Origin of the sequence: Methylobacterium sp. NFXW15 (genome assembly GCF_049887755.1) — a bacterium.
Classification (GTDB): Bacteria; Pseudomonadota; Alphaproteobacteria; order Rhizobiales; family Beijerinckiaceae; genus Methylobacterium.
The window spans coordinates 390,133-414,095 of record NZ_JAGEKG010000004.1 but is presented as its reverse complement, the minus strand read 5'-3'; the positions used below and the strand labels follow the sequence as shown (position 1 = coordinate 414,095).

Below are 23,963 nucleotides of genomic sequence, written 5' to 3'. Positions count from 1 at the left end.
CCTTCGGCTCGCCCACCGGGATTCCTACGGCTGGCAGAAAGCCTTGGCCCCCGGGGTCCAGTTGCCGAAGCCGGTGGCGACCATGTTCGTGATTACCCGGCAGACATAGACCTTCTGGGCCGGATTGTTGTTCGGGCCCGCATGGTAGCGCGCGACGGCGAGCGTCCAGCTGCCCTCCCGGTCCTTCAGTTCCTTCAGGAAGCGCGTGGCGTATTCCACGTTCTGGCGCGGGTCGATCATCGCTTCGAGCGAAGGGAACTTCGCCCGGTGGTAATGATGGTTGATCTGCATGCAGCCGAGATCGACCAAGCGGATGCCGCTTGCCTGCGATTCCGCGAGCTTCTGCATCACGTCCTGCGCGCTCGTGCCGAAATAGGCCCGGCCCTGGATGTTCATCGCATAGGGCTGAAGCGAGCCGCGCTTGCCGCTCTCGGTCAGGCCCACGGCATAGAGCATGCCGAGCGGCACGCCGTGCTTGGCGGCCGCCTGCGCCATCTGTTGCTCGCAGACGCGGCTCGGCGTGGCCGGGCTCATCCCCGTCGCTGGCGCCGTGGCCGCGCAGGCGGAGTCAGAGATACAGGCCGCTGCGATCGCGCTCGACAGGATACGCTTCATGTCCCCCTTCCCTTGAACGGGCCGTTTCGGCGCGCGGTGCGTCCCTGCGGTCGGACGAGCCGGGTTGCGACCCGCCTCCGCCCTGCCCGCCATCGGTGAAGGCCATCTGGCCCCGTCCGGATTGGCCCTGCGGCTGGCTCTGGGCCTGCGCGCCCTGCCCCGATCCCTGCTGGGACGGCTGGCCGCCCGCCATGTCCGCGCCACTGGCCCGGATGGCGACGAGATCGGCCTGATAGCCTGCCCCGCGCAGGAGATCGGACAGGGCTCCGCCATCCCGGCGCAGCAGCTCGGCCGTTTCGTGTCGACCGGTCTCCATGCCGACCTCCAGGCGGCCCTCCTGCAGGCGCATCCGCACCGTCACGGTGCCGAGGTCGGCGGGCTGAAGCTGGATCGTGAGAAGACGTAAGGGGCCTTCCGGCATCTGACCGGGTTTGGCGGGCTGACCGGGCGGCGCGACCGGCGCCGAGGGCGCCTCGGCGGCGATCGCCTCTGCGAGATGCCGGAGGGTCGTGACGGGCAAAGCCGCCTCCCCTGGACCGAGTGCCGGCGCCGCGACGGGCGCCGTCTCCGGCAAAGGCTGGCCGGGCTCGCGGGAGGTGTCGCCGTCGCGCTCCGGTCGGGGCGCCACCGGTCCCGCCTGGATGGCGGGGACAGGTGGGCTCTCGACGCTTTCGGCTGCGGGCGCTGAAGGCGCGATCGGGAGAGCCGGTGTCGAGGCGCGCGGCGTGGGCCGCGCTGGGCGTGTCAGGGCTGGGGCGGGAGCTTGAACGGGCGTCACCGATTCAACGACGGGCGCTACCGCGACTGCGACGGGCGCCGCGGCAACGGGCTCGACCGGCTGTGGCCGCACCTGATCGGGCGGGGGCGCGGACTGCGCAACCGGTGCTCCGTCGATGGCGGGGGGTGCGGCAGGCTGCAGCGAAGGACGATTCTTCACGGCCTGCGCGATGGGAACGACCGGCGTGGGCTGGCCTGGCAGGACCGGCGCGAAATGCGTCTCCTGTGCGAGCACAGCCACCTTCGGCCGGTCGGTGGGAAGGCTTGCGATCGGGTTCTCCGCTGGGATGGTGCCCACTGCCCTCTCGGCCAGAGCGACGAGATCCGTCGCCATCGCGACGGTCGGCCCAGCGGACTGGACGGTGGTTGCGGGTTGGATCGGCATAGGCGCACACGGCGCGGCTGCGATCAGGGCGCGCAGGGCCGCCTGTGGATCGATGACGAGCCCGGACGCGGGAGGCCCGGTCACGACATCTTCTGCCGGGATCTCGGTGGCGGCTTCGCCCCCGGCCGGCGGGGGAATGATCTCCTCGCCGCGCGACGGGGGCCGTTCCAGTCGGCTGAGTTCCTTGCCGAAAGGGCTGGCGGAGGGCGCGGCGTCGCGAACGGGCACGTCCGCGGCGGAGCTTTTCGAGGCGGGTTCAGGGCGTTGCCGGGGGCCGGGCAGCAGGGCGTCGAGGGCTGTCACGGGTCGTTCCTGTCGTCCATCAACCGGTCGATGCGCGCCAGCGCCTCCTGTGCCCGGCCGATGGCAGCGGGGTCGGGGAGCTTGCGCTGTCCTGAAAGCGGTGCCGCCGCACGGGCGGTATCGGCCTGTGGCGGGATACGGATCTGCGTGGCCGCTGACAGGGCCTCATCGAGGAGCCGCCGGTCGGCCTCGCCGAACTGTTCCCGGTCGAGGCTACGCAGGGCCTGGATGCTCTCGTCCAGACGCCCCTCGACGACAACGAGGGCGGCCGCGCGGTAGAGCCGAGCCTGAGCGGCGGCAGCGGTCTCCGGGGCCGCGAGCCCCGCCGCCCGCTCGGCGGCGAAGAGCGCCGTGCCGCGCCGTCCTTGGTCGAGCCCGGCGCGGGCGACGAGCAGGTAAAGGTCGCGACGGTCGTCGGGCTCGATCTCGTCCAGCATGCGGGCGAGTTTCGCGTCGCGGGCGCCGTCGCTGGCGAAGTCGAGCCGGGTCAGGGCCGCCGCGAAGCGCTGGCGGAAATTGCCCGCATAGACGGAGCGCCGGAAGCGGCGCAGATACTGAATCGACAGGGCCTCGAAGCGGCTGGCATCGCCGCCCTGCGCGATCACGAAGATCTCGCGGCGGAGTGCGCCTTCTTCCACCAGGGTCCCCGGTGCGAGCAGGCGTGCGAGAGCCAGGAGTTCGATCGCCTTTCGCGGGGCATCGCGCACGGAAAGGGCGGCCTGGGTCAGGGCGAGTTGCCCAGCGAGGCTTGGCGGCGCTTCACGCGGATCGAACTTCGCAAGGAGCGTACGGGCTTCCTTCTCGCGGCCCTCGACATAGGCGAGCGCACCGAGAACCAGGGGCGCATCCGCCTCGGCGACCTTGCTACTGTCGAGCATCTTGCGCAGGACCGCCGGGCCGCCACCGGCCAGGGCGAAGGAAACGCCCGCCCGCGCATTGGCGGATTCCGCCCAGGTCTCCGGTTCGAGCGCCAGAAGCCGCTGCTCGATGTGAACGAGCAACTGCCTCTGCGCGAGATGTGCCTGGGTCGAGCCCTTCGCGATCCGGTCCTGCAGCAATTGCAGCGTGCGCATCAGCTCCACCGGCAAGCCACGCGGGACGACCGGAAGGGGCTCGATCGGCTTGGGCGGCTCGGCTCCGTGCCCGCCGCCATGACCGTCACCGGCCGCGAGCGCGTGGGTGGCGATCATCACGATCAGCAGGAGGCCGGCCAGCCGCATGACCGCCATGCCGCCCATCCACGAGCTGCGATGGAAGCGCCGCCGTTCGCGCCGCCGCGCGTGCGAGCCGCGCCTCGGCGATCCGGCATCGGAGGGGGGAGCTGCCCATCTCATTCGGGCTTGCTCCGCAGCAAGATCTCGATGCGGCGGTTCTCGGCTGCCTTCGGATCTGGGCTGCGCGGCTGGCGGTCGGCATAGCCCTCAATGCGGTCGAGCCGCTTCTCGTCGAGACCCGCGCGGACCAGCATGTAATAGGCCATCTGCGCCCGCGCCGAGGACAGACGCCAGTTGTCGTAGGTTTCCGAGCGGAACGGGCGCCCGTCCGTATGCCCGCGCACGACGACCTGTCCCGGATGGGCGTTCAGCACCTTGGCGATGCGTTCCAGGGCGCGCACCACCTTCGGCGAGGGCTCGGCCGAGCCGATCTCGAACATGCTGAAATTGATCTCGTCGGTGACGCTCACCAACACGCCCTCGCCCGTACGGCGCACCTCGATGCGCGGCGCCGGGGAACCGGTGCGGATCGGCTGCACGGCCTTGGCGATCTCCGCCTTGATCTCGGCGAGGGCGGCGGTGTCGCCCGTCGGCTCCTCGGCGGGCTTCTGGGCTTCCTTGGGAAGATCCTTGGGCGCCTCCTTCGGCGCCTCTTTGGCTTCAACTGGCTTTTCCGCGGGCTTCTCTCCGGTCTTGGCCTTCGGAGAAGCGAGCGCATCGCGCACGGCAGCGGGCAGGCTGGCCTCGGCGGTGGCGACCTGCGTGACCTTCAGCGCGTCCTTCGAGGGTGGCTTCGGCTCCTTAAGGGATTGCGCCTTGGCGTCGAGGCGGGTCTCGTTGGTGGCACGGGCGACGGTGTTCACCGCGCCAGGATTGTCGCTGCGGGCGCGGGGCAGCGTCTCGGTCTGCCAGTAGAGCGGATCGAACGGATCGCGCGCGGCCTCGCCCCCCGCGATGCCGGGCTGGGCGCCGTCCTGCGCCATGGCATCGACGCTCGCCACGTCCGGGCGGTCGGCCTCCGTCTCACTGGCGAGCTTGGCAAGCACAGCATAGGGATCCTGGAACAGAGCGGATTCCCGGGTACGGCTGCCGGGGGGCGCGGGCTGGCCCTTGTCCGGCCCCTTGCCTTCGCCCTTCCCCTCGCCTTCCCCCTTGCCCTCGGCCTCCTTGGACCCGCCACCCTTGTCGGCCGATTCGTCCTTGGGCTCGGACAGACCTTTGCGGTCATGCGTGACCTCGGCGAGCTTCACCGGGTTAAAGTATTCGGCAATGGACTGCTTCTGCTCCTTGCTGGTCGAATTGATCAGCCACATGACGAGGAACAGCGCCATCATCGCCGTCATGAAGTCGGCGAGCGCGATCTTCCAGGCACCGCCATGGTGCCCATCCTCATGGTCGCCGTGACGCTTGATGATGATGATCTCTTGGTGGCCCTCGGACATTTCAGCCCTCCGCCGCAGCGGTCAGCAGGCGGGTCCAGGCCGCGAGCCGCGTTTCTAACACGGTCTGGTCGGCGATCACGGAGACCTCGGGTGCCGCGCTGGGCTCGAACGTCACCCCCTCCGCCTGAAGGCCGAGCCGTTTGCGGAGGGCGTCGAGCAGATCTTCCGGCCCGCTCACCCGGATTGCCGCTTGGCCCGGCTCCGCGAGCAAACGTCCGAGGGCGACGCTGAACTCGTCTAAAGCACGCCGCCGCAGGGCATCGTTCAGCACTGGGACGAGCAGGCGCCCGATCCGCTGGGTCAAATCGGCGTCGAGGGCACGCAAAGCTGCGGAAAACCCATCCGCCAGCCGCTCGGCCTCGCCCTCGCACCAGCGCGCTCGCTCCTCGGCGAGGCGCATGGTGAAGGCCTCACGCTCCGCTTCGTGTTGGGCTTGCGCTTCGGCACGGGCTTGCGTCAGTCCCTGCTCAAGACCGCGAGCCTCCGCCTCGGCAAGGGCCGCCGCACGCTCCTCCGGCGTTTCGGCCGGTCCGGCCGGTTCGGCCTGGGGCGTCGGGCTCGACCGTTTCAGGCCGGTCCAGGGGCTCGAAAGGGTGTCTTCGGTCGGGCGCTCGGGCTCAGTCCTCACCGGCGTTGGGGCGGCTGCAGAGGAAGGCGGAGCCGTCTGGACCAGCGACCGCAGGGCATTCAGCGCGTCCGGTACGGTCATGGGCGCGAGCGGCATGGCGTTGCGCGGAGTCGTGTCCGATGGAACCGGAGCATCCTCCCCGGAACGCTTGGGCAGCTTCACGACCCGCGTCGGCAACCACGGCGTGGTGCGGGCTGCCTGGGGCACGGCCGGGGCTGCAGGCTTCACCGCGTCCGAAAAATCGGGGAGTACGCTTTTCAGGACCGCGCTCACGCCGTCGCCTCCTCACGCATCAGCCAGCGCTTGAGGATCGAGGCGACCTGCTCCTCGTCGAGGTCGATCATCTGCTCCAGCCGCTTCTGGGCCGAGCGATCGGAGGTCTGGGCCATGGTCTGCGCCATGTCCTCGATCATGCTCGCTACGGCGGGCGGGGCGAGCGCCGCGGCCTCCGCCGGGCTTGGCGGGGCGAGAGCCGCATCGGCCGGTGCGGCGGCCGCCGCGATGGCGGGGTTCGCCGCGCGTTCGAGGGCGCCGACCTCGGCTTGCTCTGCGGCAGGCGTCGCGAGGATGGCACGCAGCGCCGGGCGCAGGCCGAACCAGATCAGGAGCGCGGCGACGACGAGGATCGTCGCGGCGTTGATGAGCGTGCCGGACTGGCGCAGCATCACCTCGCTGATCGAGAGCGGCGGCAACGGCTCCATGGCCTGCCCGTCGTTGATGAAGCCCACGGCGGCGACTTTCACCGTGTCGCCACGCTCCTTGCTGAAGCCCGCCGCCGAAGCGACCAGTTGCTCGATCTCGGCGATCTGGCCGGACACATCGGCGTTCTCGCTCTTGCCGTCCTGGCCGCTCTGCGCGGCGAGCCGCGAGCGATTGACCAGCACCGCTACCGAGAGGTGACGGATGGCGTAGCCGTCGCTCACCGTCTGGATGGTCTTCTGCGAGATCTCGTAATTGGTGAGATCCTCCTTCTTGGAGCTCTCGTTCGACGAGGTGTCGTTGCCGTCCGAGCGCGGGCGCTGGTCGGGCAGGTTCTGCTGCGCGGTCGTAGGCCGCTCGGATTTGCGGTTCTGCGCATTCTCGTTCTCGCGCACCGAGCGGACGGACCGCTCGACCCGCTGGTCCGGGTTGTAGATCGTCTCGTTGGTCGAGGTCTTGTCGGTGTTGAGCTGGGCGGCGACGCTCACCTCGAAATTGCCGGTGCCGAGATAGGGCGTGAGGGTGCGGCGGATGTTGTCCTGCACCTCGCGGCTGACGATCTTCTCCAGGCTCGCCATCTTGCCCGTGGGGGCGAGGCTGTTGTCATCGCCCGCCATCAGGATCGTGCCGTCCGAGCCGATCACGGTCACGCGGTCGGGCTTCAGGCCGGGGATCGCGGCGGCGACGAGTTGGCGGATCGCCTGGGCGCCGCTGACGTCGTCGGCGGGTTCGGTGCGCACCACCACGGAGGCCGAAGGCGGCTGCTGATCCCGGCGGAAAGAGGCGCGATCGGGCAGGACGATGTGCACGCGAGCCGCGCGCACGCCCTTCATGCCCTGGATGGTGCGGGCGAGCTCGCCTTCGAGGGCGCGCACCCGCGTCACCTCCTGCATGAACGAAGTCATGCCGAGCGACCCGAGATCGTTGAACAGCTCGTAGCCGGACTTGGAGCTTTGCGGCAGACCCTTCTCGGCTAGCAGCATGCGTGCCTGGGCGGTATTGCCGTAGCGGACCATGACGGCGGTGCCGTCGGCACTGACGTCGAACGGGATGCCGCTATCCTTCAGCACGCCGCCGATGCGGGCCACGTCCTCGCGGGAGAGGCCGGTATAGAGCGCCTCCTGAGCCGGGCGGCTGAGGTAGTAGGCGCCGAGGCCGACACCTGTGAAGACGAAGAGACCGACGAGGCCGAGCGCCACGAGGCGCCGCGCCCCCAGTTCGATGATGTTGCTCCACAGCCTCTCGGCTTGCTCGCGTCCGAACATCCCTGGACCAACCCTGCTGGCGACCTGATGGTGTCGCGAGCCTGTGTGACGGGTCAGCCTTGTGCGGGGATTGCGCGGGAGGCGGTGGCTTTCGTCGGAAAGACGAGGATCAGAAGAACGAGCGTACCAGCCCGCTCACCAAGAGATTCCAGCCGTCGATCAAGATGAAGAACAACACCTTGAACGGCAGGGAAATCACTGTCGGCGGCAGCATCATCATGCCCATCGACATCACGATGGTCGATACGATGATGTCGATGACGAGGAACGGCAGGGCGATCAGGAAGCCGATCTCGAAGCCACGGCGCAGTTCGGAGATCATGAAGGCCGGGATCAGGATGCGCAGGTCGATCTTCTCGCCCGCTTCAGCCTTCGGGAAGTTGCGGCTGGCGAGGTCGGAGAAGGTCTGGAGATCCTTCGGGCGTACCTGCGCCGTCATGAACTCCCGGAACGGGTCGACAATCTTGCCGTAGGCCTCCTCCTCGGTGATCCGGTTCTCCTGCAGCGGCTTGACCCCGTCGTTCCAGGCCCGGTCGAAGGTCGGCGCCATGACGTAGAAGGTCATGAACAGCGACAGAGACACGAGGAACAGGTTGGCGGGCGTGCTCTGAAGGCCGATGCCGGAGCGCAGGAACGACAGGGCCACGGCGAAGCGGGTGAAGCTCGTGACCATCACGAGCAGACCCGGCGCCAGCGACAGGACGGTGAGCAGCGCGACGAGTTGCAGGATCCGGCCCGAGGCCGCGCCGTTGCCCGCCGGTAGCAGCTGGTCGAGGGCGGGCAGGCCCGTCACACCGCCGCTCTGAGCCTGCGCGGCGCCGGCTGCCAGCGTGAGGCCGAGGATCGCGGCGAACCGCAGGGCGTTCCGTCGGGCGATCATTGCACCACCAGCGATTCGACGATCAGTTCGCGGATCGCGCCCTTGCTGCGCAGGACGGCCCGCTCGTTCAGGTCCTCGCGCAGGTGCTGAAGGCCGCTCGCGCCCTCGACCTGCGCCATGGAGACGGTGCGCAGATAGGCGAGGAGATCGGCGCGGATTTCGGCCAGCGTGACGTCGGCGTTCGGGACGACGCCCTTGAGCACCACGGAGGATTCGATCCGCACCCAGGATTCGGCGGGCTCCGCGAGGTTCGTCACCACGGAGCCGACGCTGCGGAGGGAAAGGTCGCCCGCATAGTTCATCACGGGCACGACCTTGCTCTGCTCGTCGCGGACCTTCCGGTCCACGGCCTTCTCGACCGTCGAGAGCAGGTACACGCCGAGCATCCCGCCCGTGCCGACCGCGACCAGGGTGGACAGGAGCAGCCCCCCGATCCAGCCCTTGCCGCCCTTCTTGGTCTTGGCATCCGCCATGATGAGTTCCTGCTGGTCGTGCCAACCGGCCTTACGTCATCGCGTCGCGTTCGCTCGCAATGACGGAAAACCGGATCAGAACGGTGTGACGGTCTCGAAGATCTGCTGGCCCAGCGTCGGGTTCTGGACGTCGGTGATCCGGCCGCGACCGCCATAGGAAATGCGGGCCTCGGCGATCTTGTCGTAGTCGATCGTGTTCTTCCGCGAGATGTCGCGCGGACGGACGATGCCGGTGACGGCCAGGACGCGGACCTCGTTGTTCACGCGCACTTCCTGCGAGCCGGCGATCAGCACGTTGCCGTTCGGCAGGACTTCGGTGACTACCGCCGCCACCGACAGGCTCAGCGTCTCCTTACGGTCGATCGAGCCCTGACCCTTGGTCTCGGTGCCGGAGCGGATGCCCGTGTCGGCGGTGGCCGAATCCTTTAGGCCGCTGACGCCGTAGCCGAAATCGAAGCCGAGCGTCGATTTCTGGCTGCGCGAGCGGTCCGTGGCGTTGTCGAACTGCGCCTTGTCGTTGATCGCGATGTTGACCGTGATCACGTCGCCGACATTGCGGGCGCGCGGATCCTGGAACAGCTCGGCACTCCCGGGGGCCCATGTGGAATGGTAGCCGGAACGCGGGCCATGGGCATTGAAGGTCACCGGCAGGGGATCGCGCGGCGGGTTCAGCCCGGCCCCCACGGGGGTCAGAATCGGCTGGCGCCCGATCTCGTTGATGTTGCTGTGGCAGGCCCCGGCGCCGAGGGCCAGGGTCAGAGCGGCAAGCCGGAGGGCGGGGTTCACGATCTCTCGTCCTTCTTGCTCTCGTCCTTCTTGCGGCCGAGATCCGACATCTTCCGTGCGAGACCGGCGGCGCGGGCCGCTTCCATCTCGGCCAGGATGGCGCTCGCCGCACGGGCGTTGAGCTTGGTGAGTATCGCGGCGGCCGCGTCCTCGGGCATGGTGGCGAGTTGGGGCGCGGCCGCGTCGGGCCGCATCTTGGCGTAGAGGGCGACGACCGCCTCGTCCGCCTTGGCGAGGAAGGCGTTGCGGCGCTTCAGCCACTCCTCATACTCGGCGCGCTTGGCTTCGAGCTTGGCGATGCGGGCCTCGACATCCTTCTCCAGAGCGGCGAGCTGCTCCTTCTGCCACGCGAAACGGGCATCGGCGGCGGCATCGGCGATGCCCGCGCAATAGCCCGCCTTCGGGGGCTCCTTCACGTAATCCTGCGCGCCGACCTCCTTCGGGCCGTCGCGGGCGGCGAGCGCCTTGAGCGCCGCCTCCTTGGCTGGGTCCGGCTTGTCGCCGCCGCTGCCCGTGGCCCAGGCAGGACCGGCGGCGAGACAGGCGAGAAGGATCAGGGCGGGCCTCATTGCACCACCAGTTCGGCTTGAAGGGCGCCTGCGGTCTTCACCGCCTGCAGGATCGCGATGATGTCGGTGGGCTTGAGGCCGACCGAGTTCAGGCCGCGCACCAGCGTTTGGAGGTCTGAGCCGCCGATGATGGCGAGCTTGCCCTGCTCCTCGCGGGCCGCCACCTCGGTGCGTGGCACCACCGTGGTCTGACCGTTCGAGAACGGCGCAGGCTGGGAGACTTCGGGGGTTTCGGTGACGCGAACAGTAAGGTTGCCGTGGGTGACGGCGACCGTGGAGATCTGCACGTTACGGCCGATCACCACCGTGCCGGTGCGCTGATCGACCACCACCCGCGCGGGGACGTCCGGCTGGACGGTGAGATCGCCGATCTCGGCGACCAGACGGGTCTGCGTCGCGTCGCGTCCGCGCAGCACCACCACCGAACGCTGGTCGCGCGGGTTGGCGATGCGGCGGTGGAAACGCGCCATCGACCACGCGTTGATCGCGTCCGCGACCAGGGTTGCCGTCTTGAAGTCCGGGTTCTTCAGTTCGAATACCAGTTCGGGCAGGTCGCGGAAGGTGCCGGGCACCTCACGCTCGATCAGCGCGCCGTTCGGGATGCGGCCCGCCGTCGGCACGCCCTGCGTCAGCTGCTCGGCCTGCCCCTGGACGCTGAAACCCGAGACCGCCAGCGGTCCCTGAGCGGCGGCGTAGACGAGACCGTCGCCACCGGTCAGCGGCGTCATCAGCAGCGTTCCACCGCGCAGGGAGGTGGCATCGCCCAGCGAGGTCACGGTGACGTCGATGCGCGAGCCGGTGCCGGTGTAGGGCGGCAGGTCGGCGGTCACCATCACCGCCGCGATGTTGCGGGTGCGCAGCCGCGAGTCGCGCACGTTGATGCCGAGCCGGTCGAGGAGCGATTGCAGCGACTGCTCGGTGAACTGCGCGTTGCGGAGGGTGTCGCCCGTGCCCTGAAGGCCGGTGACGAGTCCGTATCCGAAGAGCTGGTTGTCGCGCACGCCCTTGAGCGTGGCGATATCCTTGATCCGCGTGCCCGCGAAGGACGGCCCGGCGAGCAGGAGCCCGGCCAGCGCCGCGAGGGCGAGGAGGACGCGGCGCATCACTGCGCTCCGATGCGGATGCGCCCATCGGCCATCACGGTGCCGAGGACGATCCGGTTGGTGTCCGTGTTGCGGACGCGGATGACCTCCCCGAGGCCCCCGTTCTGCAACGGCGAGCCCACGGCGGTGATGATGAGGCCGTTCTCCTCGAAGATCATCTGCGTTGGCGCGTTGCGGGTGACGAGGCGGGGATCGTCCACGCCGTTCACCGGCACCGGCTCGCCGGGCAGCAGCATCCGCCGCGCGGTGCGCCCGACCATGGCCATCGGCGCGTCGACGATGGCCGACCGTCCGCGATAGGTCGCCGGATAAGCCTGCATCCGCAGCATCGAGTCCTTGATCGTGTCGCCCGCGTAGATCGTGACGACCGGCACCGGCAGCATGATCTCGTCGGGCTCGGCACGGGCCGGGCTCACGAGAAACAGGAGGACGGGCAGGGCCGCCGTGAGGAAGCGGGGCGTGCGGACGGACAGGGTGAAGGCCATGATCAATCGCCGGAGGGGTCGAAGCCGGAAGTCCTGCGGGGCCGGGCCGCCCCGCCGTGCGCGTCAGCGGATGCCCTTCGAAACGGTCGAGGACATCTCGTCCGCGGCCTGGATCACCTTCGAGTTCATCTCGAAGGCGCGCTGCGCCGTGATCAGGCTGGTGATCTCCTTCACGGGATCGACGTTCGAGCCTTCGAGATAGCCCTGCTGGATCTTGCCGAAGCTGACATCGCCGGGATTGCCGACGACCGGCGCGCCTGAAGCCGGGGTCTCGCGGTAGAGCCCGTTGCCGAGCGGTTCCAGGCCCGCCTCGTTGGCGAAGTTCGCCAGCGTCAACTGGCCGATCTGCGCCAGCGCGACCTGTCCGTCGATCTTTGCGAAGACCTGGCCCGAGAGGTTCACCGTGACCTCCGAGGCGTTGTTCGGGATGAGGATCGCCGGATCGACCACGTACCCTTCCAGCGTCACGAGCTGGCCGGTGGCGTTCTTGTTGAACGAGCCCGCGCGCGTGTAATTCGTCTCGCCGCCTGGGCTGGTGATCTGGAAATAGCCGCGCCCGTTCACCGCGAGGTCGAGCTGGTTGCCCGTCTGCGCAAGCGAGCCCTGCCGGTGCAGGTTGCGGATGGCGGCGGCGCGCACGCCGAGGCCGAGCATGGCGCCCTCGGGTACCGCCTCCTGCCCCGCTTGGTTCGGCACGCCCTGCTGCCGCTCGGCTTGGTAGAGCAGGTCGGTGAATTCCGCCCGTGCGCCCTTGAAGCCGGTGGTGTTCAAGTTCGCGACGTTGTTCGCGATGACTTCGAGGTTGAGCTGCTGGGCGGACATGCCCGTGGCGGCGATGGCGAGTGCACGCATGGGTCGGCTCCTCAGATGGCCATGCGGCTGAGTTCGAGATAGGCGGACACGACCTTGTCGCGGATGGCGACGGCGGTCTGGAGGCTCTGCTCGGCGGACATCACCGCCTCCACCACCTGCTGCGGCGAGGCCTTGCCCTGGATGCCCGCGATGGAGGCCGCTTCGCCCGCCCGCATGTCGTTGCGCACGCTCGCGGCGAACTGGGCCATGATGTCGGAGAAATCCGCCGGGGCGCTGCCGCCGATGGCCGCCGCGCCCGGAAAGGCACTCCGCTGCACCGGGGCGGCCGTGTCGGCCCGCGAGAGGGCGGCGGCTTGAACGGCCTTCTCGAAGGCCGAAAGCGATGCGAGGGCCTCGATCATCGGTCGCGCTTCCTTAAGGCTTGAGGAGATCGATCACGCTGGCCACCATCGCGCGGGCCTGCTTGATCACTTGGAGATTGGCCTCGTACGAGCGATTGGCCTCGCGCATGTCGGCCATCTCGACGAGCATGTTCACGTTGGGCAGCTTGACCATGCCGCGTGCGTCCGCGGCCGGGCTGCCGGGGTCGTATTCCGAGCGGAACGGGCTCGTGTCCCTGCCGATCTCCGAAACCCTGACGGAGGACGCGCCGATCGCCCGCTGCATCTCGGCGCGGAAGCTGATCGTCTTGCGCGAATACGGGTCGGCTCCCGGCGCATCGCCGGTCGACTGGGCGTTGGCGAGGTTCTCCGACACGATCCGCATGCGCAGGGACTGCGCTTCGAGGCCTGAACTCGCCAGTTTGGTCGCCGACAGGAGCGGATCGATCATGTCTTCACCGCCATCTTGAGCATGCGGTCGAATGCTTTCACGATCCCGGTATTCAGGTTGTGCTCGCGGGAGACTTCGCTTGCCTTGAGCATTTCCTGTTCGAGGCTCACCGAGTTTGTCGTCTCGGTCACGTTCCAGCCGTCCGTTGCGGTGTGGGTGCGGCTGAGCGGCCCGCCGCCGTCCACGTGTTCGGAGGCGGTTCTGGCCATGCCGGTGCCGACTTGCGCCAGCACTTCGGCGAAGGGCGCGACGTCCCGCGTCTTGTAATCGGGCGTATTCGCGTTCGCGACGTTGCCGGCGATGGTCGCCTGCCGCACCGCGAGGTGGCGCGCCTGCATGGCGGCGATGTCGAAGAGGTAGATACCGCTCATGCCGCCTCCAGCCGCACGCAGGGACGACCGGGAATCGGACCGCCCTGAAAAGCGGTCTAGGTCCGCAATCTTGCACGAGGCTGGCCGCCACCTCGCTTGACAGGCCGCCCTCCTCCGCCCCACTCCCGGTCACCGCTGACCCATGAGGAACGACCGCCGCCGATGCCGGAGGACTTGCCGGAGCCGACCGCCCGTTACCTGGGTGGCGCCGGGGCTGGCCCCCGGGCGGGCGAGCATGTGGTGGCGCCCAAGAACCGCTGGGCGCGCGCGATCCTCGCCTTCCGCGAACTGGTGCCGGAGGCGTGGTATACCCTCGACGTCACGCTCTCCTGGGATGAGGACGAGCAGGCCGCCGCTGCGTTGGATTTCGCCCTGGTGGGCTTCGACTTCATGGCGCGCGACGGATCGAGCCTCGATGTCGAATCGGTGCCGGGGTTGGTGCGCACCTTGCCCGATCCTCTCGGTGCATGGCTGCCGGGACCGGCTTATCACGCGACCACCGGCCTCTCGGCGCAGTGGCGCTGCGGCTTCCGCATGCCGGCCCAGGCGAGCGATCTCGCCCTCGGCTTCCGGTCCTGGCGCAACACGGCGCCTTTCCGCGTCTCGGGTGTTCGCCTGCGATCCGTCGAGGCGCCGTCCCTCCCCTCGCCGTGGTCGCGCCTGCGCCTCGGCGCGAAGCCGCTGATGATCGAGCAGGATCTGGTGCAAGGCGTCGGCCTCGTCTTGCGGGGTCAGATCGTGTCCGACCGGCCCGACGAGCACGCGGCCTATGCCGCGATCCGCTACCGCGATGCGTCGGGCGGCGAGATGCCCCTGCCCTATCCCGATACCGTCTCCGTGATGGGCCACGGCGCCTCGGTGAACCTGCCCGCCAAGCCGCAGGCGCGCCGCTTCACCCTCTCCCTCACGCCGCCCATCGGCGCGTCGCGCGTCGAGATCGGTCTGCGGACCTGGGAGGAGGCGGACGAGGCTCCGCCCGCCGTCGAACTCGTCGCTCCGCCGGAAGTCTCGCTGGAAGATCCCTTCCGCCTGGAAAGCCTGATCGGAGACGACCTTCTCGACGGTGCCGCCTTCCTGTCCCGGTTGGCAAACCGTCTCGGGCTTGAGCGGGGCGCGGAGGCGGCCTGGTGGCCGGACGCGCAGGCCGTACCCACCCCCGCGATCCTCGCCCGTGCCCGCCATCTGCGCCAGGGGCCGGAGCGGTCCTCGGCCGGCCCGGACGGACGAATCGTCCTGCGCCTCGCAGGCTTGCCCGATTGGACGCAGCCGGATGGGTCCGGCTGGCGGGAGGATCCGTTCCGTTCGGTGCCCTGGCGCCTCGACTATCACTCGCTCGCATGGATCCCCGCTGTCGGTGAGGCGGGACCTGCGTTGGCTGCGGCTTGGGCGGCGGCGAATCCGTGGGGCCAGCCTTCCGATGCGCTGAGTTTGCATCCGGCGGCCCTTTCCGCGCGGGCGGAGGTGTTGGCCCGTCTCGCGGCTGGGCCGTTGCCGGAGGGGGCGGATGACGCCCTCCGCACGGCCCTCGTCGGCGTCGCCACCCAGCACGGCTTCGCCCTGGCCGAGATCGTGGGGCAGAACGCCTTTGGGCGCTCGCTCCATGGTCTTCAGGCGGCGACGGCCCTGTACGTCATCGCCCGCTTCCTGCCACGCCTGCCGCTGGCCCCGTTCTGGATCGCCCTCGCTTCTCGCCGCCTCGGTGAGACCTTCGGGGCGCTCCTCTCGGCGGACGGGCATTTCGCGGACCCGGTGCTTCAGCGGCGGCTCGACTGTCTCTCCCTCGGCCGGGCCCTGGCCGAAGCCCTGGGCGGGCAAGCGCCGGGGCCCGACATCGCCGCGCGGCTTGAGGCGGGGCTCGCCGGACTTCCCGGCCTGCTCGATCCGGGCGGGCGGCTTCCGCCCTTCGGCGACGCACCGCCTGCGGGCGATGAGGCCGCCTGGATCGGGCGTCTCCTCGCCGCGAGGACTTCCGAACTCGCCATCGTGCGGGAGGCTGCGCCGAGCTCCCAAGCGGGCGGTCTCTTCCACGACATGTTGACGATGAGCGCGGATTCCATCGGGCGCGGCGCGGGGCATTTCGCCTGCACCTTCGCGGCGCCCTCACCGCTGGGGCACGCCGACTGCACGTCCTTCATCCTGGCGGCGGAGGGGCGGCGCTGGATCGTCGAGGCGGGCGGCTCGGAAAGTGCGGAGACCGGGCCGTCGCGCCACTATCTCGTCTCGGCCCGCGCCCATAACGTCGCGCTTCTCGACGGTCGCGAGCCGGTGGCCGGGCCGGTCTGGTTTGCGGGGAGCCTTCGCCTCGACAGTGCCAGCGCACATCGGATCGAGACACGCGTTCACGGGCCGGACGTGGCCCATGCCCGCATCTTCGTCTTGCTCGACGATCTCGATGGGATCGCGGTGATCGACCGCTTCAAGGGGCCGGGTCTGCTCTCTGTCGAGGGCGTGTTGCATGTCGCGCCGGACACGCTCGTCGCGTTGGCGGGGCCGCGCCGGGCGCTGGCGCAGCAGGGTGCACGGCGGCTAGGATTCACCCCGTGGGTCATCGCGGGCCGACAGGCCGGGCTGGAGATCGTCAACGGACGTGACGAGCGGGCGAGCACGCTTCAAGGCTTCGTCGCCACTCCGCGGGGCCTGACACCCGCAAGCACCCTGAGCTACCGCTTCGTCGGGGACGGCCTCGTCTACGGCGGCATGATGCTGGCCACTGACACGACTCTGGAAGAACGCCTGTCGCGCCTGCTCGTGAGCGAGGCACTGCGGAGCTTCCTGGCGGAGTGATGGTTCGCCCCGGATGATCAAGAGCGTCTGATCGGAGACGAGTATCGACGCTTCAGGACCTGACTTCGCGCTTGGCGACGAAGTTCATCTCGTCCACCAGCACGTCCTTCACCACTTCGGCGCCGAGGCGCTTGTTGACCTCGGCCTTCACCTCCGCGAGGCGCTTGGTGATGTCGTATTTGGCGAGCTTGCGAAAATCGAGCGTCGGGTCGGCGTAGATCTGCCGGAAGGCCTCATCGACGACGAAGGCATTCGGCGGCACCGGCAGGGTGTGCATCAGTCGCGCGTCGGCGGTAAAGACCAGGACGGCGATGACGTAGCCCTGTACTTTTCCATCAGCGATCATCGGAATGTTGATCGGCGCGAGCTTTTGATACTGCAAGCCTTCGAGATAGGCTTCGGTCTTCTTGGCGAAGAACCCGTCGCCCCAGGTCACCGCCCCGTAGCACGAGGCGATCGTGACGGCGCAGATCCAGAGGCCTGTGATCAAGATCTTGATCATGAATCGTGCCCGATCCGCGCGGTATAGGTGCCGTCCGACTCCGCCCGGAGCGCGGCGGCGGCCAGGGTATCGCCGATCTCCTCGACAGCGCGCAGGTGCAGCCCTACCACCTCTTGGTTGCGGGCGAGCTTGTCCCGCAGGCGCGCGAGATGGATCGCGGTGGTCGCGTCGATCCCGGCCGGATCGAGGCCGCGCGTCAACCGGGTGAGTTCGAGGAGGCTCTGACTCTTGGCCCGGTTGAGCGCGGCGTGGTCCGTGGGCCGGAGGGAGAGCAGCGCGTCGGTCTCGGCCTCCACGGTTTCCTCGAGGCGCTTGAGGGCGGCGAGCAGCATGGCCATCACAGCGTCCGCACGGCGTCGAGGGCTTGGCGGGCGGGCTCGATGCCGGGATGGGCCTTGTCCATCATCTTGGCGATGCCGACTCCGCCGGCCTTGGCGATCTGCTGGCCGATCTGCTCGGCGAGCATCGACTTCCAGATGTGCCCGGCATTGCCCTTGCCGAAGACGGTTTCGGACTTCTCCGGCATCATCGACTCGATGAACTGCTGAAGGACCATCCCTTCGAACTTCTTGTACGGGTCGCTGGACGGCCCGGAGCCATTCAGCGCCGTGTGGTTCTTGAGGGTGGTGAGGGAACCGTTCGCGTCGAGCGGCATGTGCAGGGCGAGCCCCGCCGCCTGCATTGAGTCGGTGAAGGCAGCCGGATCGCCGGGGGCCGAGAGCTTGGCCACGGCTTCCTGAAGCCGCGCCGGTTCGGCGGCCTTCGCCACATCCATCACGATGTCGGTTGGCAGGCTGATGCTCATCGCGTCTCGTCCTGGTGGCACGGCTCGGCCGGATCGTGATCCGCAGTTACGCCCCGTGGCTTACGGGAGGCTTGCATCGCCGGGGCGCCGCTGGCCGAGCCCATCGAGGCAATCGAGGAACGCACGGCGCTCGGTCTCCTTCGCATGAGCCTCGGCGGCGCGATCGACCAGGGCTTCGGCGCGTTTCTCGGCGAGGCCGCGCTCACGCAGGATGTCCGCCTGCCGGGTTCTCTCGGCTTCGATCTCGGTCGCCTGGACCGCGAGCCCCTGGAGGCGTCGGTTGGCCGCTGCGAGCAGGAGTTCCCCGAACTGCCCAGTGCCGAGGGCGGCGAGGAGCGAGGCCCTGTCCGCCTCCACGGCTGCGGCGCGCTCGCGCGTCGCGGTCAGTTCGATCTCCGCGACGCGGCGCATCTGCTCCTGGACGCGCATGAGACGCTGCGCGCGCTCGAGGCGGCGAGGATCATGCGCCATCGGCTCAGCCCTGCTTAAGCCAGGTTGCGTAGGTTTGCAGGTACTGCATCATGATCTCGCCGCCGAGATAGTAGAGCATTAGAAGCCCGCCGAACATCACGAAGGGTGTCGCGATGAAGTAAACGGGAATACTCGGCGTGAGCTTGTTCACGAAGCCCGCTGCGAGGTTCACGACGATGGCGTAGATGATGAAGGGCGCGGTGATGCGCAGCCCAAGCATGAACGCGTCCGCCACCTGATCCACCACCCGCACGAGCGAGGTCTGGCTGCCGATACCCTCCCCCGGCGGAATGCGTCCGTAGGAGTCCACGAGCCCTCGCACCAGTTCCCAGTGCAGATCGCTGGCGAACAGTAGCACCGTGGCCGAGACCAGGATCAGCGACTCGATCGCGGGCACCGGGTCCGAACCTTCCACCGCCGCGCCCGGCATGGCGCCGAACCCGACCATGGTGGACATGGCGTTGGTCACGGTCTCCAGCACCACGAGGAAGATCCGGCCGAGGAAGCCGATCAGCAGGCCGGTGACGCTTTCGGTCAGGATCCAGCGCAGGGTCTCGCCCGGTGCCTGCGTTCCGAGTTTCGCCTGGAACAGGGGCAGGAGCAGCGGTGACAGCGCCAGTGAGATCGCCCCAGCCACGAGCAGGCGGACCTGCTGCGGCACGCGGGGCGAGGAGAAGCCCGGCACGACGAGCATGCACCCGCCGATCCGGCAGAAGATGAGGAATACGCCGAGGAATGTCTCGGGGGCCGCGTTCATGGGGCGGGGGCGCTCACGAGATCGTCCCGAGCGACTTGATCTCGACGCCGCGCGCGATTTCCAGATGCGACAGCACCGGAAGGGTCGGAAAGATCCGCTCGATGATCATACGCACGTAGGGGCGGGCATCCGGCGCGGTGACCAGCGCGAAGCTGTGCACCTGCTTTTGGCGTTCGCGGATGGCGGTGGCCGCTTCCGTGCCGAATTGCTCCACGAGGCGCGGATCGATGTCGAACTCAATCACCTCGCCCTTGGCGTCGCGCTTCAGGCTCTGGTGAAAGGACAGGTCCCAATTCGGCCCGAGGCGCAGCACGTTGAGGATGCCGTTCTCCGCGAGGTCGCCGCAGATCTGCTGGGCGATCCGCATGCGCACATGCTCGGCGATCTGCTCGGCACGGCGGGCATGGGGGGTGATCTCGGCCACCGCTTCGAGGATCAGGTGCAGGTTGCGGATCGAGACCCGTTCGGCGAGCAGGAGCTTCAGCACTGCCTGGAGGCTCGAATAGGAGATCTGCGAGGGCGAGATCTCATCGAGCAGCCGCTTGTATTCCGGCTCCAGCCGGTCGAGCAGGCCGCGCATGTCCTTGTAGGACAGGAACTGAGGCAGGTTGTTGCGGATCACCTCGGAGAGGTGGGTGAGCAGCACCGAGGCGCCGTCGATGGTCTCGAAGCCGGTGCTGCGCACTTCGGCGGCGTAGGAGTCCATCACCCAGAGCGCCTTCATGCCGAAGGCGGGTTCGCGCACCTCTTCGGCCGGGACGTCGGGTCTCGGCCCGTCGCCGACCACCACCAGCAATTCGCCGGGCCGCATCTCCTGCGTCGCGACGACCGTGCCGTGAATGAGGATCTGATAGCTCTTGGGCGGCAGCGCGACGCTGTCGGTGAGCTTGATGTCGGGAACGACGAACCCGTATTGCCGTGCGAACTTCTTGCGCATCTTCGCGACGCGGTGGGTCAGCTCGGAATGGCTCGCCTGGATCTGCGCGGCGACCTGACGGCCGAGGATCAATTCGATCTCCGGGGTCTTGAGTGATTCCTTCACCGACTCGGCGGCGGTCACGGCAGCCGCTTCGCTTTCCTTCGCGGCTTTGGCGGCGGCGGCAACGGCCGCCCGCGCCTGGGCGCGCTTCGGGATGACCGTGGCGATGAAGGCCATGAGGCCGCTCAGCACCACGAAGGGCAGGAAGGGCAGGCCCGGCACCAGAGCGAAGACGAACATCAGCGCGGAGGCGACCATGAGGGCCCGGGGATAGGCCCCGAGCTGGCCGAGCACGGCTTCTTCGGTGGCACCTCGCGTGCCGCCCTTCGAGACCAGCAGGCCCGCCGCCAGCGACACGATCAGCGCGGGGATCTGCGAGACGAGGCCGTCACCGACCGACAGCTTCACGAACACGTCGGCCGCCTGTCCCACCGGCATGCCGTGGCGCGTGGTGCCGATGATGACGCCGCCGAATACGTTGACGGCGATGACGATGAGCGAGGCCACCGCCTCGCCGCGCACAAATTTCGAGGCGCCGTCCATCGAGCCGAAGAAGGCCGATTCCTCCTCGAGTTCCCGGCGGCGGCGCTGCGCTTCCTTGTCGTCGATGAGCCCGGCATTGAGATCGGCGTCGATCGCCATCTGCTTGCCGGGGATGGCGTCGAGGGTGAAGCGGGCGCCGACCTCGGCGATACGGGTCGCGCCCTTGGTGATGACGAGGAAGTTGACCGTGATGAGGATCACGAAGACGACGATTCCGATGACGAAATCGCCGCTCATCACGAATTGCGAGAAGCCCTGGATGACGTGACCGGCTGCATCCACGCCCTTCTGCCCGTTGGCCAGGATCAGGCGGGTCGTGGCGATGCCGAGCGCAAGGCGCAGCAGGGTGGCGATGAGCAGGACGGTCGGAAAGGCCGAGAATTCCAGCGGCTTCTGGATCCAGAGCGCCACCATCAGGATCAGCACCGACAGGGCAATCGAGAAGGCGAGGCCGACATCGATGAGGATGGCTGGGACCGGCAGGAACAGCACGGCCAGGATCGCGACGATGCCCGCCGCGAAGCCGAAATCCCGCCGCGACTTCCGCTCCGCCGTCTCCGTTCCGAGCGTTGCGCCCACCGCCATCGAGGCATCCTCACGTCACGCGTATCGCGGGATGCGTTCTGGCGCGGCAAGCTTGCGCGGGGGTGGCGACATGCAGACGTTCAGCCCGTCATTGCGAGCGGAGCGAAGCAATCCAGGGACGCGCTACGTTCGGCAGCGGCCCGCTTCCCTGGATTGCTTCACTCCGTTCGCAATGACGCGTGCACCCGTCAAAACCCCGTGGCGATGCGGCCGTAGGTCATCTCGGCGAAGCTCGTCAGCTGCGAGCCCACGAAGGTGCCGGTGACGAGGAGCACCAGCAGCACCACGACGATCTTCGGCACGAAGGTGAGCGTCGTCTCCTGGATCTGCGTGAGGGCCTGGAAGAGCGCGATCACGATGCCGACGACCATCGCCGCGCCGACAGCAGGGCCTGAGGCGACGAGGACCGTCCAGATCGCGGCGCGCACGAGTTCGAGGGCATCGACCTCGTTCATGGGATGGTCTCCCGCATCCGGCCGCGGGCTCTCAATAGACCGACACGCCCGATTCCAGGAGCACGCTGCGGCCGTCGGTCAGCGTGGCGAGGGCGCCGTCGCCCGTGACCTTCACCGACTGCACCACGCCCGACGAGTTGCCGTCGCTCGACATGATCGTCTTGCCGACGAGTGAATCCGCCTGATCGAGGAAGCTCGAGGTCAGCAGCGAGTCGAGCTTCTTGTTGGTCTGCGTGGCCTGTTCGACCTGCGAAAGGGTCGCGAGTTGGCTGACATACTCGGTCCCATCCATGGGCTTGGTCGGGTCCTGATTCTGCAACTGCGTCATGAACAATTGCAGGAACGTCTCGGCGTTGAGCTTGGCCGCGACGGAACTCGTCGCTTTGGCGGCGGCGGCCGTGGTGCTCGCGGTATTCGTGCTGCTGGTGGCACCGATGACGGTCATGGCTCGGATCTCCGGTTCGGGAAGGGGGCCCGGCCGGATGCCGGTTGCGAAGGCGCGCGGGGGCCGCGCGGCAGGGACGGCGATCCCGCCTTGCCGAAGTGGCGCGGCGGCACCTCCCGGCCGGGCCGGAGGGACGTCGCAACGGGAGGTGTGGCTCCGCCCTCGCTCGTGAGCACGGCGGCTTCGGCCGCGTAGAGGCCGCGGATCGTCTTCAACGCCTCGAACAGGCGTCCTAACTCGATCAGACGGTGCACCGAAGCGAGACCGGTCAGGATCACCTCGTCGCGTGTGGCGGCCAGGATACCGGCCATCATCTGCGCGCAGAGATCGCGCGCGGGCTCTGCCTGCGCGGGATCGATCAACAGGGTCTGCGCGGCGAAGTAGAGTTGGCGGAGCGGGGTCGTCGCCTGCTCGGCCTGAAGCACATGCCCTTCTAGCAGGAAGGACGCGTCGTTCAGGAGCTCGATGCCGACCTTGCGGTCGACCCGCAGCACGGCGCCGTTGATGAAGACGCGTTCCCCGGCGCAGAGCGAGATGTGCATCGAGCGGCTCATTGCAGGCCGTCGCGGATCGAGGTGTTCACTTCGATCAGCGCCTTGAGGCTGCGCTCCGGCGCGGCGATCGCCTCGCCGACCTCGCGCATGATCCAGGTGCCGATGGACACGAGATCGGCCTTGAGCGCGTCCGGCAGGGAGTTCTCAGGATCGAGCAGATCCGAGATCAGGACGTTCCACAGGTCTTGGACGAAAGCGATGCCCGCCATGCGGTCCGGCCCGTCCACGCCCTGTGCCTCGGCCTTGCGCAGCAGGTGAAGCGCCCGGTCGAAGGCCGTACGTTCCCGCTCGCGGGCCAATTGCGGCGCGTCTTCGAGTATCTCGGAGTAAGAGAAACGGTACATCGCGTGCCTTCGTCTCGATGGCAGGTCGCCCGTATTCAGGGCAATGTTCGGAGTGGGCGCTGAAACGTCAGAGGTAGTTGACGAGGCTGAGTTGCCGTAGCTGCGCCGTCAGGGCGTAGGACATCTGTATTTGCGTGGTGAGCGCATCGACCTTCGTCTTGGCGGCGGCCGGATCGACCGCTTCGAGATCGTTGACCTCACCCGACAGGAGTGTCTTCTGTGCGTCGAGGCGGTCGTTGGCCTGGGCGATGCGGTCCTGCGAACGGCCGAGATCGGCCTGCATCGTCACGAGGCCGCTGCTCGCGGCGGCGAGCAGGCTCATCACCTTCTGGTTCGCCACTTTCTGAGCGTTGGGCGAGAAGCTCGACAGCTTGAAGTCGGAGGCGATGACGTAAGCCATGGTCAGTTGCGCGAAGGGCCGCGCGTCGGCGCTGGCGGACGTCGTCGCCTCCTCGTTCAGGGCGATGCGGCTCGAAATCGCGCTCGACGCCTGGGACAGCCCTCCCCAGGACGCGTCCGAGAATTCTCCGTCGACGTAGGTGTCGAGGAAGGCTTGCACCTTCGCAGGATCTTCGGTCGCGGCGGCGGAACTGCCGGGCGCGTAGCCGAAATGATCCTGGAAGTCGGTTTGAAGGCGCTGCCGCATCGCGTCGATGGCGGCCAGGTCGATGGGGGCCGCGCCGGAATTAGCGCCGCCGAACACGTATTGCCCAGCCATCGTCATGTTGAGTGCCGAGACCAAAGGCGTCAGCTGATTGCTGCCGGTCTCCACCACGGCGGTCTGCTGCGCTTCGGGCTGGCCGACGATGCTGGCCAAAAGCTTGTCGGCGGCCGATTGCATCTGAGCAAGCGCCGATTGCGTGGTCTTGAGGCGCAAGGTCGCGACGCCGTTGCCGCTCTTCAGGGCGTCGATCTCGGCGCTTTGCTGGCGCAGGCCGAGACCCGTGCCGACCTTGGTGCCAAGGACCAGCCCGACATCGGCATAGCGCCCGGTCGCGATCTCGGAATTGGTCGCGGCGAGGTCCGTTTGCAGGCGGCTGAGGCCGGTACGCGGTGCGTTCCAGAAATTGATGCTGGAGATATAGCTCGTGGTCATCATG

At 68.3% G+C, this 23,963-nt stretch carries 28 protein-coding genes; 1 reads left to right on the top strand and 27 read right to left on the bottom strand.

Annotation, left to right across the window (positions count from 1 at the left end):
• Window positions 1–24: 24 nt before the first annotated feature.
• The 16 genes from J4O73_RS12015 to flgB form a co-directional block, all read right to left on the bottom strand.
• On the bottom strand, window positions 25–615 hold the full coding sequence (locus J4O73_RS12015) for a transglycosylase SLT domain-containing protein (RefSeq protein ID WP_426217544.1): 591 nt from the start codon (window positions 613–615) through the stop codon (window positions 25–27).
• Window positions 569–2,080, bottom strand: coding sequence for a flagellar hook-length control protein FliK (locus tag J4O73_RS12010; protein WP_426217542.1), 1,512 nt, complete (start codon window positions 2,078–2,080; stop codon window positions 569–571). The genes J4O73_RS12015 and J4O73_RS12010 overlap by 47 nt, the downstream gene beginning before the upstream one ends.
• Window positions 2,077–3,309 (bottom strand): chemotaxis protein MotC, encoded by a 1,233-nt coding sequence (locus J4O73_RS12005; RefSeq protein WP_426217540.1) that lies wholly within the window; start codon window positions 3,307–3,309, stop codon window positions 2,077–2,079. The genes J4O73_RS12010 and J4O73_RS12005 overlap by 4 nt, the downstream gene beginning before the upstream one ends.
• Before the next feature lie 101 nt (window positions 3,310–3,410).
• Entirely contained in the window at window positions 3,411–4,736 is a 1,326-nt protein-coding gene (locus J4O73_RS12000) for a MotB family protein (protein WP_426217538.1), read from the bottom strand.
• Window position 4,737: 1 nt separating this feature from the next.
• Window positions 4,738–5,637, bottom strand: a complete 900-nt coding sequence (locus J4O73_RS11995) for a hypothetical protein (RefSeq protein WP_426217537.1) — start codon at window positions 5,635–5,637, stop codon at window positions 4,738–4,740.
• Window positions 5,634–7,328 (bottom strand): flagellar basal-body MS-ring/collar protein FliF, encoded by a 1,695-nt coding sequence (gene fliF, locus J4O73_RS11990; protein WP_426217535.1) that lies wholly within the window; start codon window positions 7,326–7,328, stop codon window positions 5,634–5,636. Before fliF ends, J4O73_RS11995 begins: the two co-directional genes overlap by 4 nt.
• Window positions 7,329–7,437: 109 nt before the next feature.
• Window positions 7,438–8,208 (bottom strand): flagellar type III secretion system pore protein FliP, encoded by a 771-nt coding sequence (gene fliP / locus J4O73_RS11985; protein ID WP_426217533.1) that lies wholly within the window; start codon window positions 8,206–8,208, stop codon window positions 7,438–7,440.
• Window positions 8,205–8,681 carry a flagellar basal body-associated FliL family protein gene (locus J4O73_RS11980; protein WP_378971233.1) on the bottom strand — a complete coding sequence of 159 codons (477 nt, stop codon included), beginning with the start codon at window positions 8,679–8,681 and terminating at the stop codon, window positions 8,205–8,207. The genes fliP and J4O73_RS11980 overlap by 4 nt, the downstream gene beginning before the upstream one ends.
• Before the next feature lie 75 nt (window positions 8,682–8,756).
• Entirely contained in the window at window positions 8,757–9,467 is a 711-nt protein-coding gene (gene flgH, locus J4O73_RS11975) for a flagellar basal body L-ring protein FlgH (protein ID WP_426217531.1), read from the bottom strand.
• Entirely contained in the window at window positions 9,464–10,036 is a 573-nt protein-coding gene (locus J4O73_RS11970) for a MotE family protein (RefSeq protein WP_426217529.1), read from the bottom strand. Before J4O73_RS11970 ends, flgH begins: the two co-directional genes overlap by 4 nt.
• Entirely contained in the window at window positions 10,033–11,139 is a 1,107-nt protein-coding gene (gene flgI / locus J4O73_RS11965; RefSeq protein ID WP_426217527.1) for a flagellar basal body P-ring protein FlgI, read from the bottom strand. The genes J4O73_RS11970 and flgI overlap by 4 nt, the downstream gene beginning before the upstream one ends.
• Window positions 11,139–11,522, bottom strand: a complete 384-nt coding sequence (flgA, locus tag J4O73_RS11960) for a flagellar basal body P-ring formation chaperone FlgA (protein ID WP_426217740.1) — start codon at window positions 11,520–11,522, stop codon at window positions 11,139–11,141. The genes flgI and flgA overlap by 1 nt, the downstream gene beginning before the upstream one ends.
• Window positions 11,523–11,687: 165 nt before the next feature.
• Window positions 11,688–12,476 carry a flagellar basal-body rod protein FlgG gene (gene flgG / locus J4O73_RS11955; protein WP_426217525.1) on the bottom strand — a complete coding sequence of 263 codons (789 nt, stop codon included), beginning with the start codon at window positions 12,474–12,476 and terminating at the stop codon, window positions 11,688–11,690.
• Between the two features lie 11 nt (window positions 12,477–12,487).
• Window positions 12,488–12,838, bottom strand: coding sequence for a flagellar hook-basal body complex protein FliE (locus J4O73_RS11950; protein WP_426217523.1), 351 nt, complete (start codon window positions 12,836–12,838; stop codon window positions 12,488–12,490).
• 13 nt (window positions 12,839–12,851) lie between these two features.
• The gene (flgC, locus tag J4O73_RS11945) at window positions 12,852–13,268 is read right to left on the bottom strand and encodes a flagellar basal body rod protein FlgC (RefSeq protein WP_426217521.1); all 417 of its coding nucleotides are present in this window, start codon (window positions 13,266–13,268) and stop codon (window positions 12,852–12,854) included.
• Window positions 13,265–13,639, bottom strand: coding sequence for a flagellar basal body rod protein FlgB (flgB, locus tag J4O73_RS11940; protein ID WP_426217519.1), 375 nt, complete (start codon window positions 13,637–13,639; stop codon window positions 13,265–13,267). Before flgB ends, flgC begins: the two co-directional genes overlap by 4 nt.
• Before the next feature lie 162 nt (window positions 13,640–13,801).
• Between flgB and J4O73_RS11935 the strand changes: the two genes are divergently transcribed.
• Window positions 13,802–16,423, top strand: coding sequence for a heparinase II/III domain-containing protein (locus tag J4O73_RS11935; RefSeq protein WP_426217517.1), 2,622 nt, complete (start codon window positions 13,802–13,804; stop codon window positions 16,421–16,423).
• A 52-nt stretch (window positions 16,424–16,475) separates the two neighbouring features.
• Here the strand turns inward: J4O73_RS11935 and J4O73_RS11930 are convergent, their stop codons facing one another.
• The 11 genes from J4O73_RS11930 to J4O73_RS11880 all read right to left on the bottom strand — a co-directional run bounded on the left by J4O73_RS11930 (window position 16,476) and on the right by J4O73_RS11880 (window position 23,962).
• Entirely contained in the window at window positions 16,476–16,925 is a 450-nt protein-coding gene (locus J4O73_RS11930; RefSeq protein WP_378971209.1) for a hypothetical protein, read from the bottom strand.
• Complete coding sequence (locus tag J4O73_RS11925) at window positions 16,922–17,257, bottom strand: flagellar protein FlgN (protein WP_426217738.1); 336 nt, start codon at window positions 17,255–17,257, stop codon at window positions 16,922–16,924. Before J4O73_RS11925 ends, J4O73_RS11930 begins: the two co-directional genes overlap by 4 nt.
• A gap of 5 nt (window positions 17,258–17,262) precedes the next feature.
• Window positions 17,263–17,730 carry a rod-binding protein gene (locus J4O73_RS11920; protein ID WP_426217514.1) on the bottom strand — a complete coding sequence of 156 codons (468 nt, stop codon included), beginning with the start codon at window positions 17,728–17,730 and terminating at the stop codon, window positions 17,263–17,265.
• A gap of 60 nt (window positions 17,731–17,790) precedes the next feature.
• Window positions 17,791–18,201 (bottom strand): hypothetical protein, encoded by a 411-nt coding sequence (locus J4O73_RS11915; RefSeq protein WP_426217513.1) that lies wholly within the window; start codon window positions 18,199–18,201, stop codon window positions 17,791–17,793.
• Window positions 18,202–18,205: 4 nt separating this feature from the next.
• A complete protein-coding gene (fliR, locus tag J4O73_RS11910; protein ID WP_426217511.1) occupies window positions 18,206–18,958 on the bottom strand; it encodes a flagellar biosynthesis protein FliR in 753 nt (250 codons plus the stop codon).
• 13 nt (window positions 18,959–18,971) lie between these two features.
• On the bottom strand, window positions 18,972–21,065 hold the full coding sequence (flhA, locus tag J4O73_RS11905; RefSeq protein WP_426217509.1) for a flagellar biosynthesis protein FlhA: 2,094 nt from the start codon (window positions 21,063–21,065) through the stop codon (window positions 18,972–18,974).
• Window positions 21,066–21,253: 188 nt separating this feature from the next.
• Window positions 21,254–21,520 (bottom strand): flagellar biosynthesis protein FliQ, encoded by a 267-nt coding sequence (gene fliQ / locus J4O73_RS11900; RefSeq protein ID WP_426217507.1) that lies wholly within the window; start codon window positions 21,518–21,520, stop codon window positions 21,254–21,256.
• A 31-nt stretch (window positions 21,521–21,551) separates the two neighbouring features.
• Entirely contained in the window at window positions 21,552–21,965 is a 414-nt protein-coding gene (gene flgD, locus J4O73_RS11895; protein WP_426217505.1) for a flagellar hook assembly protein FlgD, read from the bottom strand.
• Window positions 21,962–22,519: a flagellar biosynthesis repressor FlbT gene (gene flbT / locus J4O73_RS11890; RefSeq protein ID WP_426217503.1), complete on the bottom strand. Its 558-nt coding sequence runs from the start codon at window positions 22,517–22,519 to the stop codon at window positions 21,962–21,964. The genes flgD and flbT overlap by 4 nt, the downstream gene beginning before the upstream one ends.
• Window positions 22,516–22,863, bottom strand: coding sequence for a flagellar biosynthesis regulator FlaF (gene flaF, locus J4O73_RS11885; protein WP_426217501.1), 348 nt, complete (start codon window positions 22,861–22,863; stop codon window positions 22,516–22,518). The genes flbT and flaF overlap by 4 nt, the downstream gene beginning before the upstream one ends.
• Window positions 22,864–22,930: 67 nt before the next feature.
• Complete coding sequence (locus J4O73_RS11880; RefSeq protein ID WP_426217499.1) at window positions 22,931–23,962, bottom strand: flagellar hook-associated family protein; 1,032 nt, start codon at window positions 23,960–23,962, stop codon at window positions 22,931–22,933.
• Between the last annotated feature and the right edge of the window lies 1 nt (window position 23,963).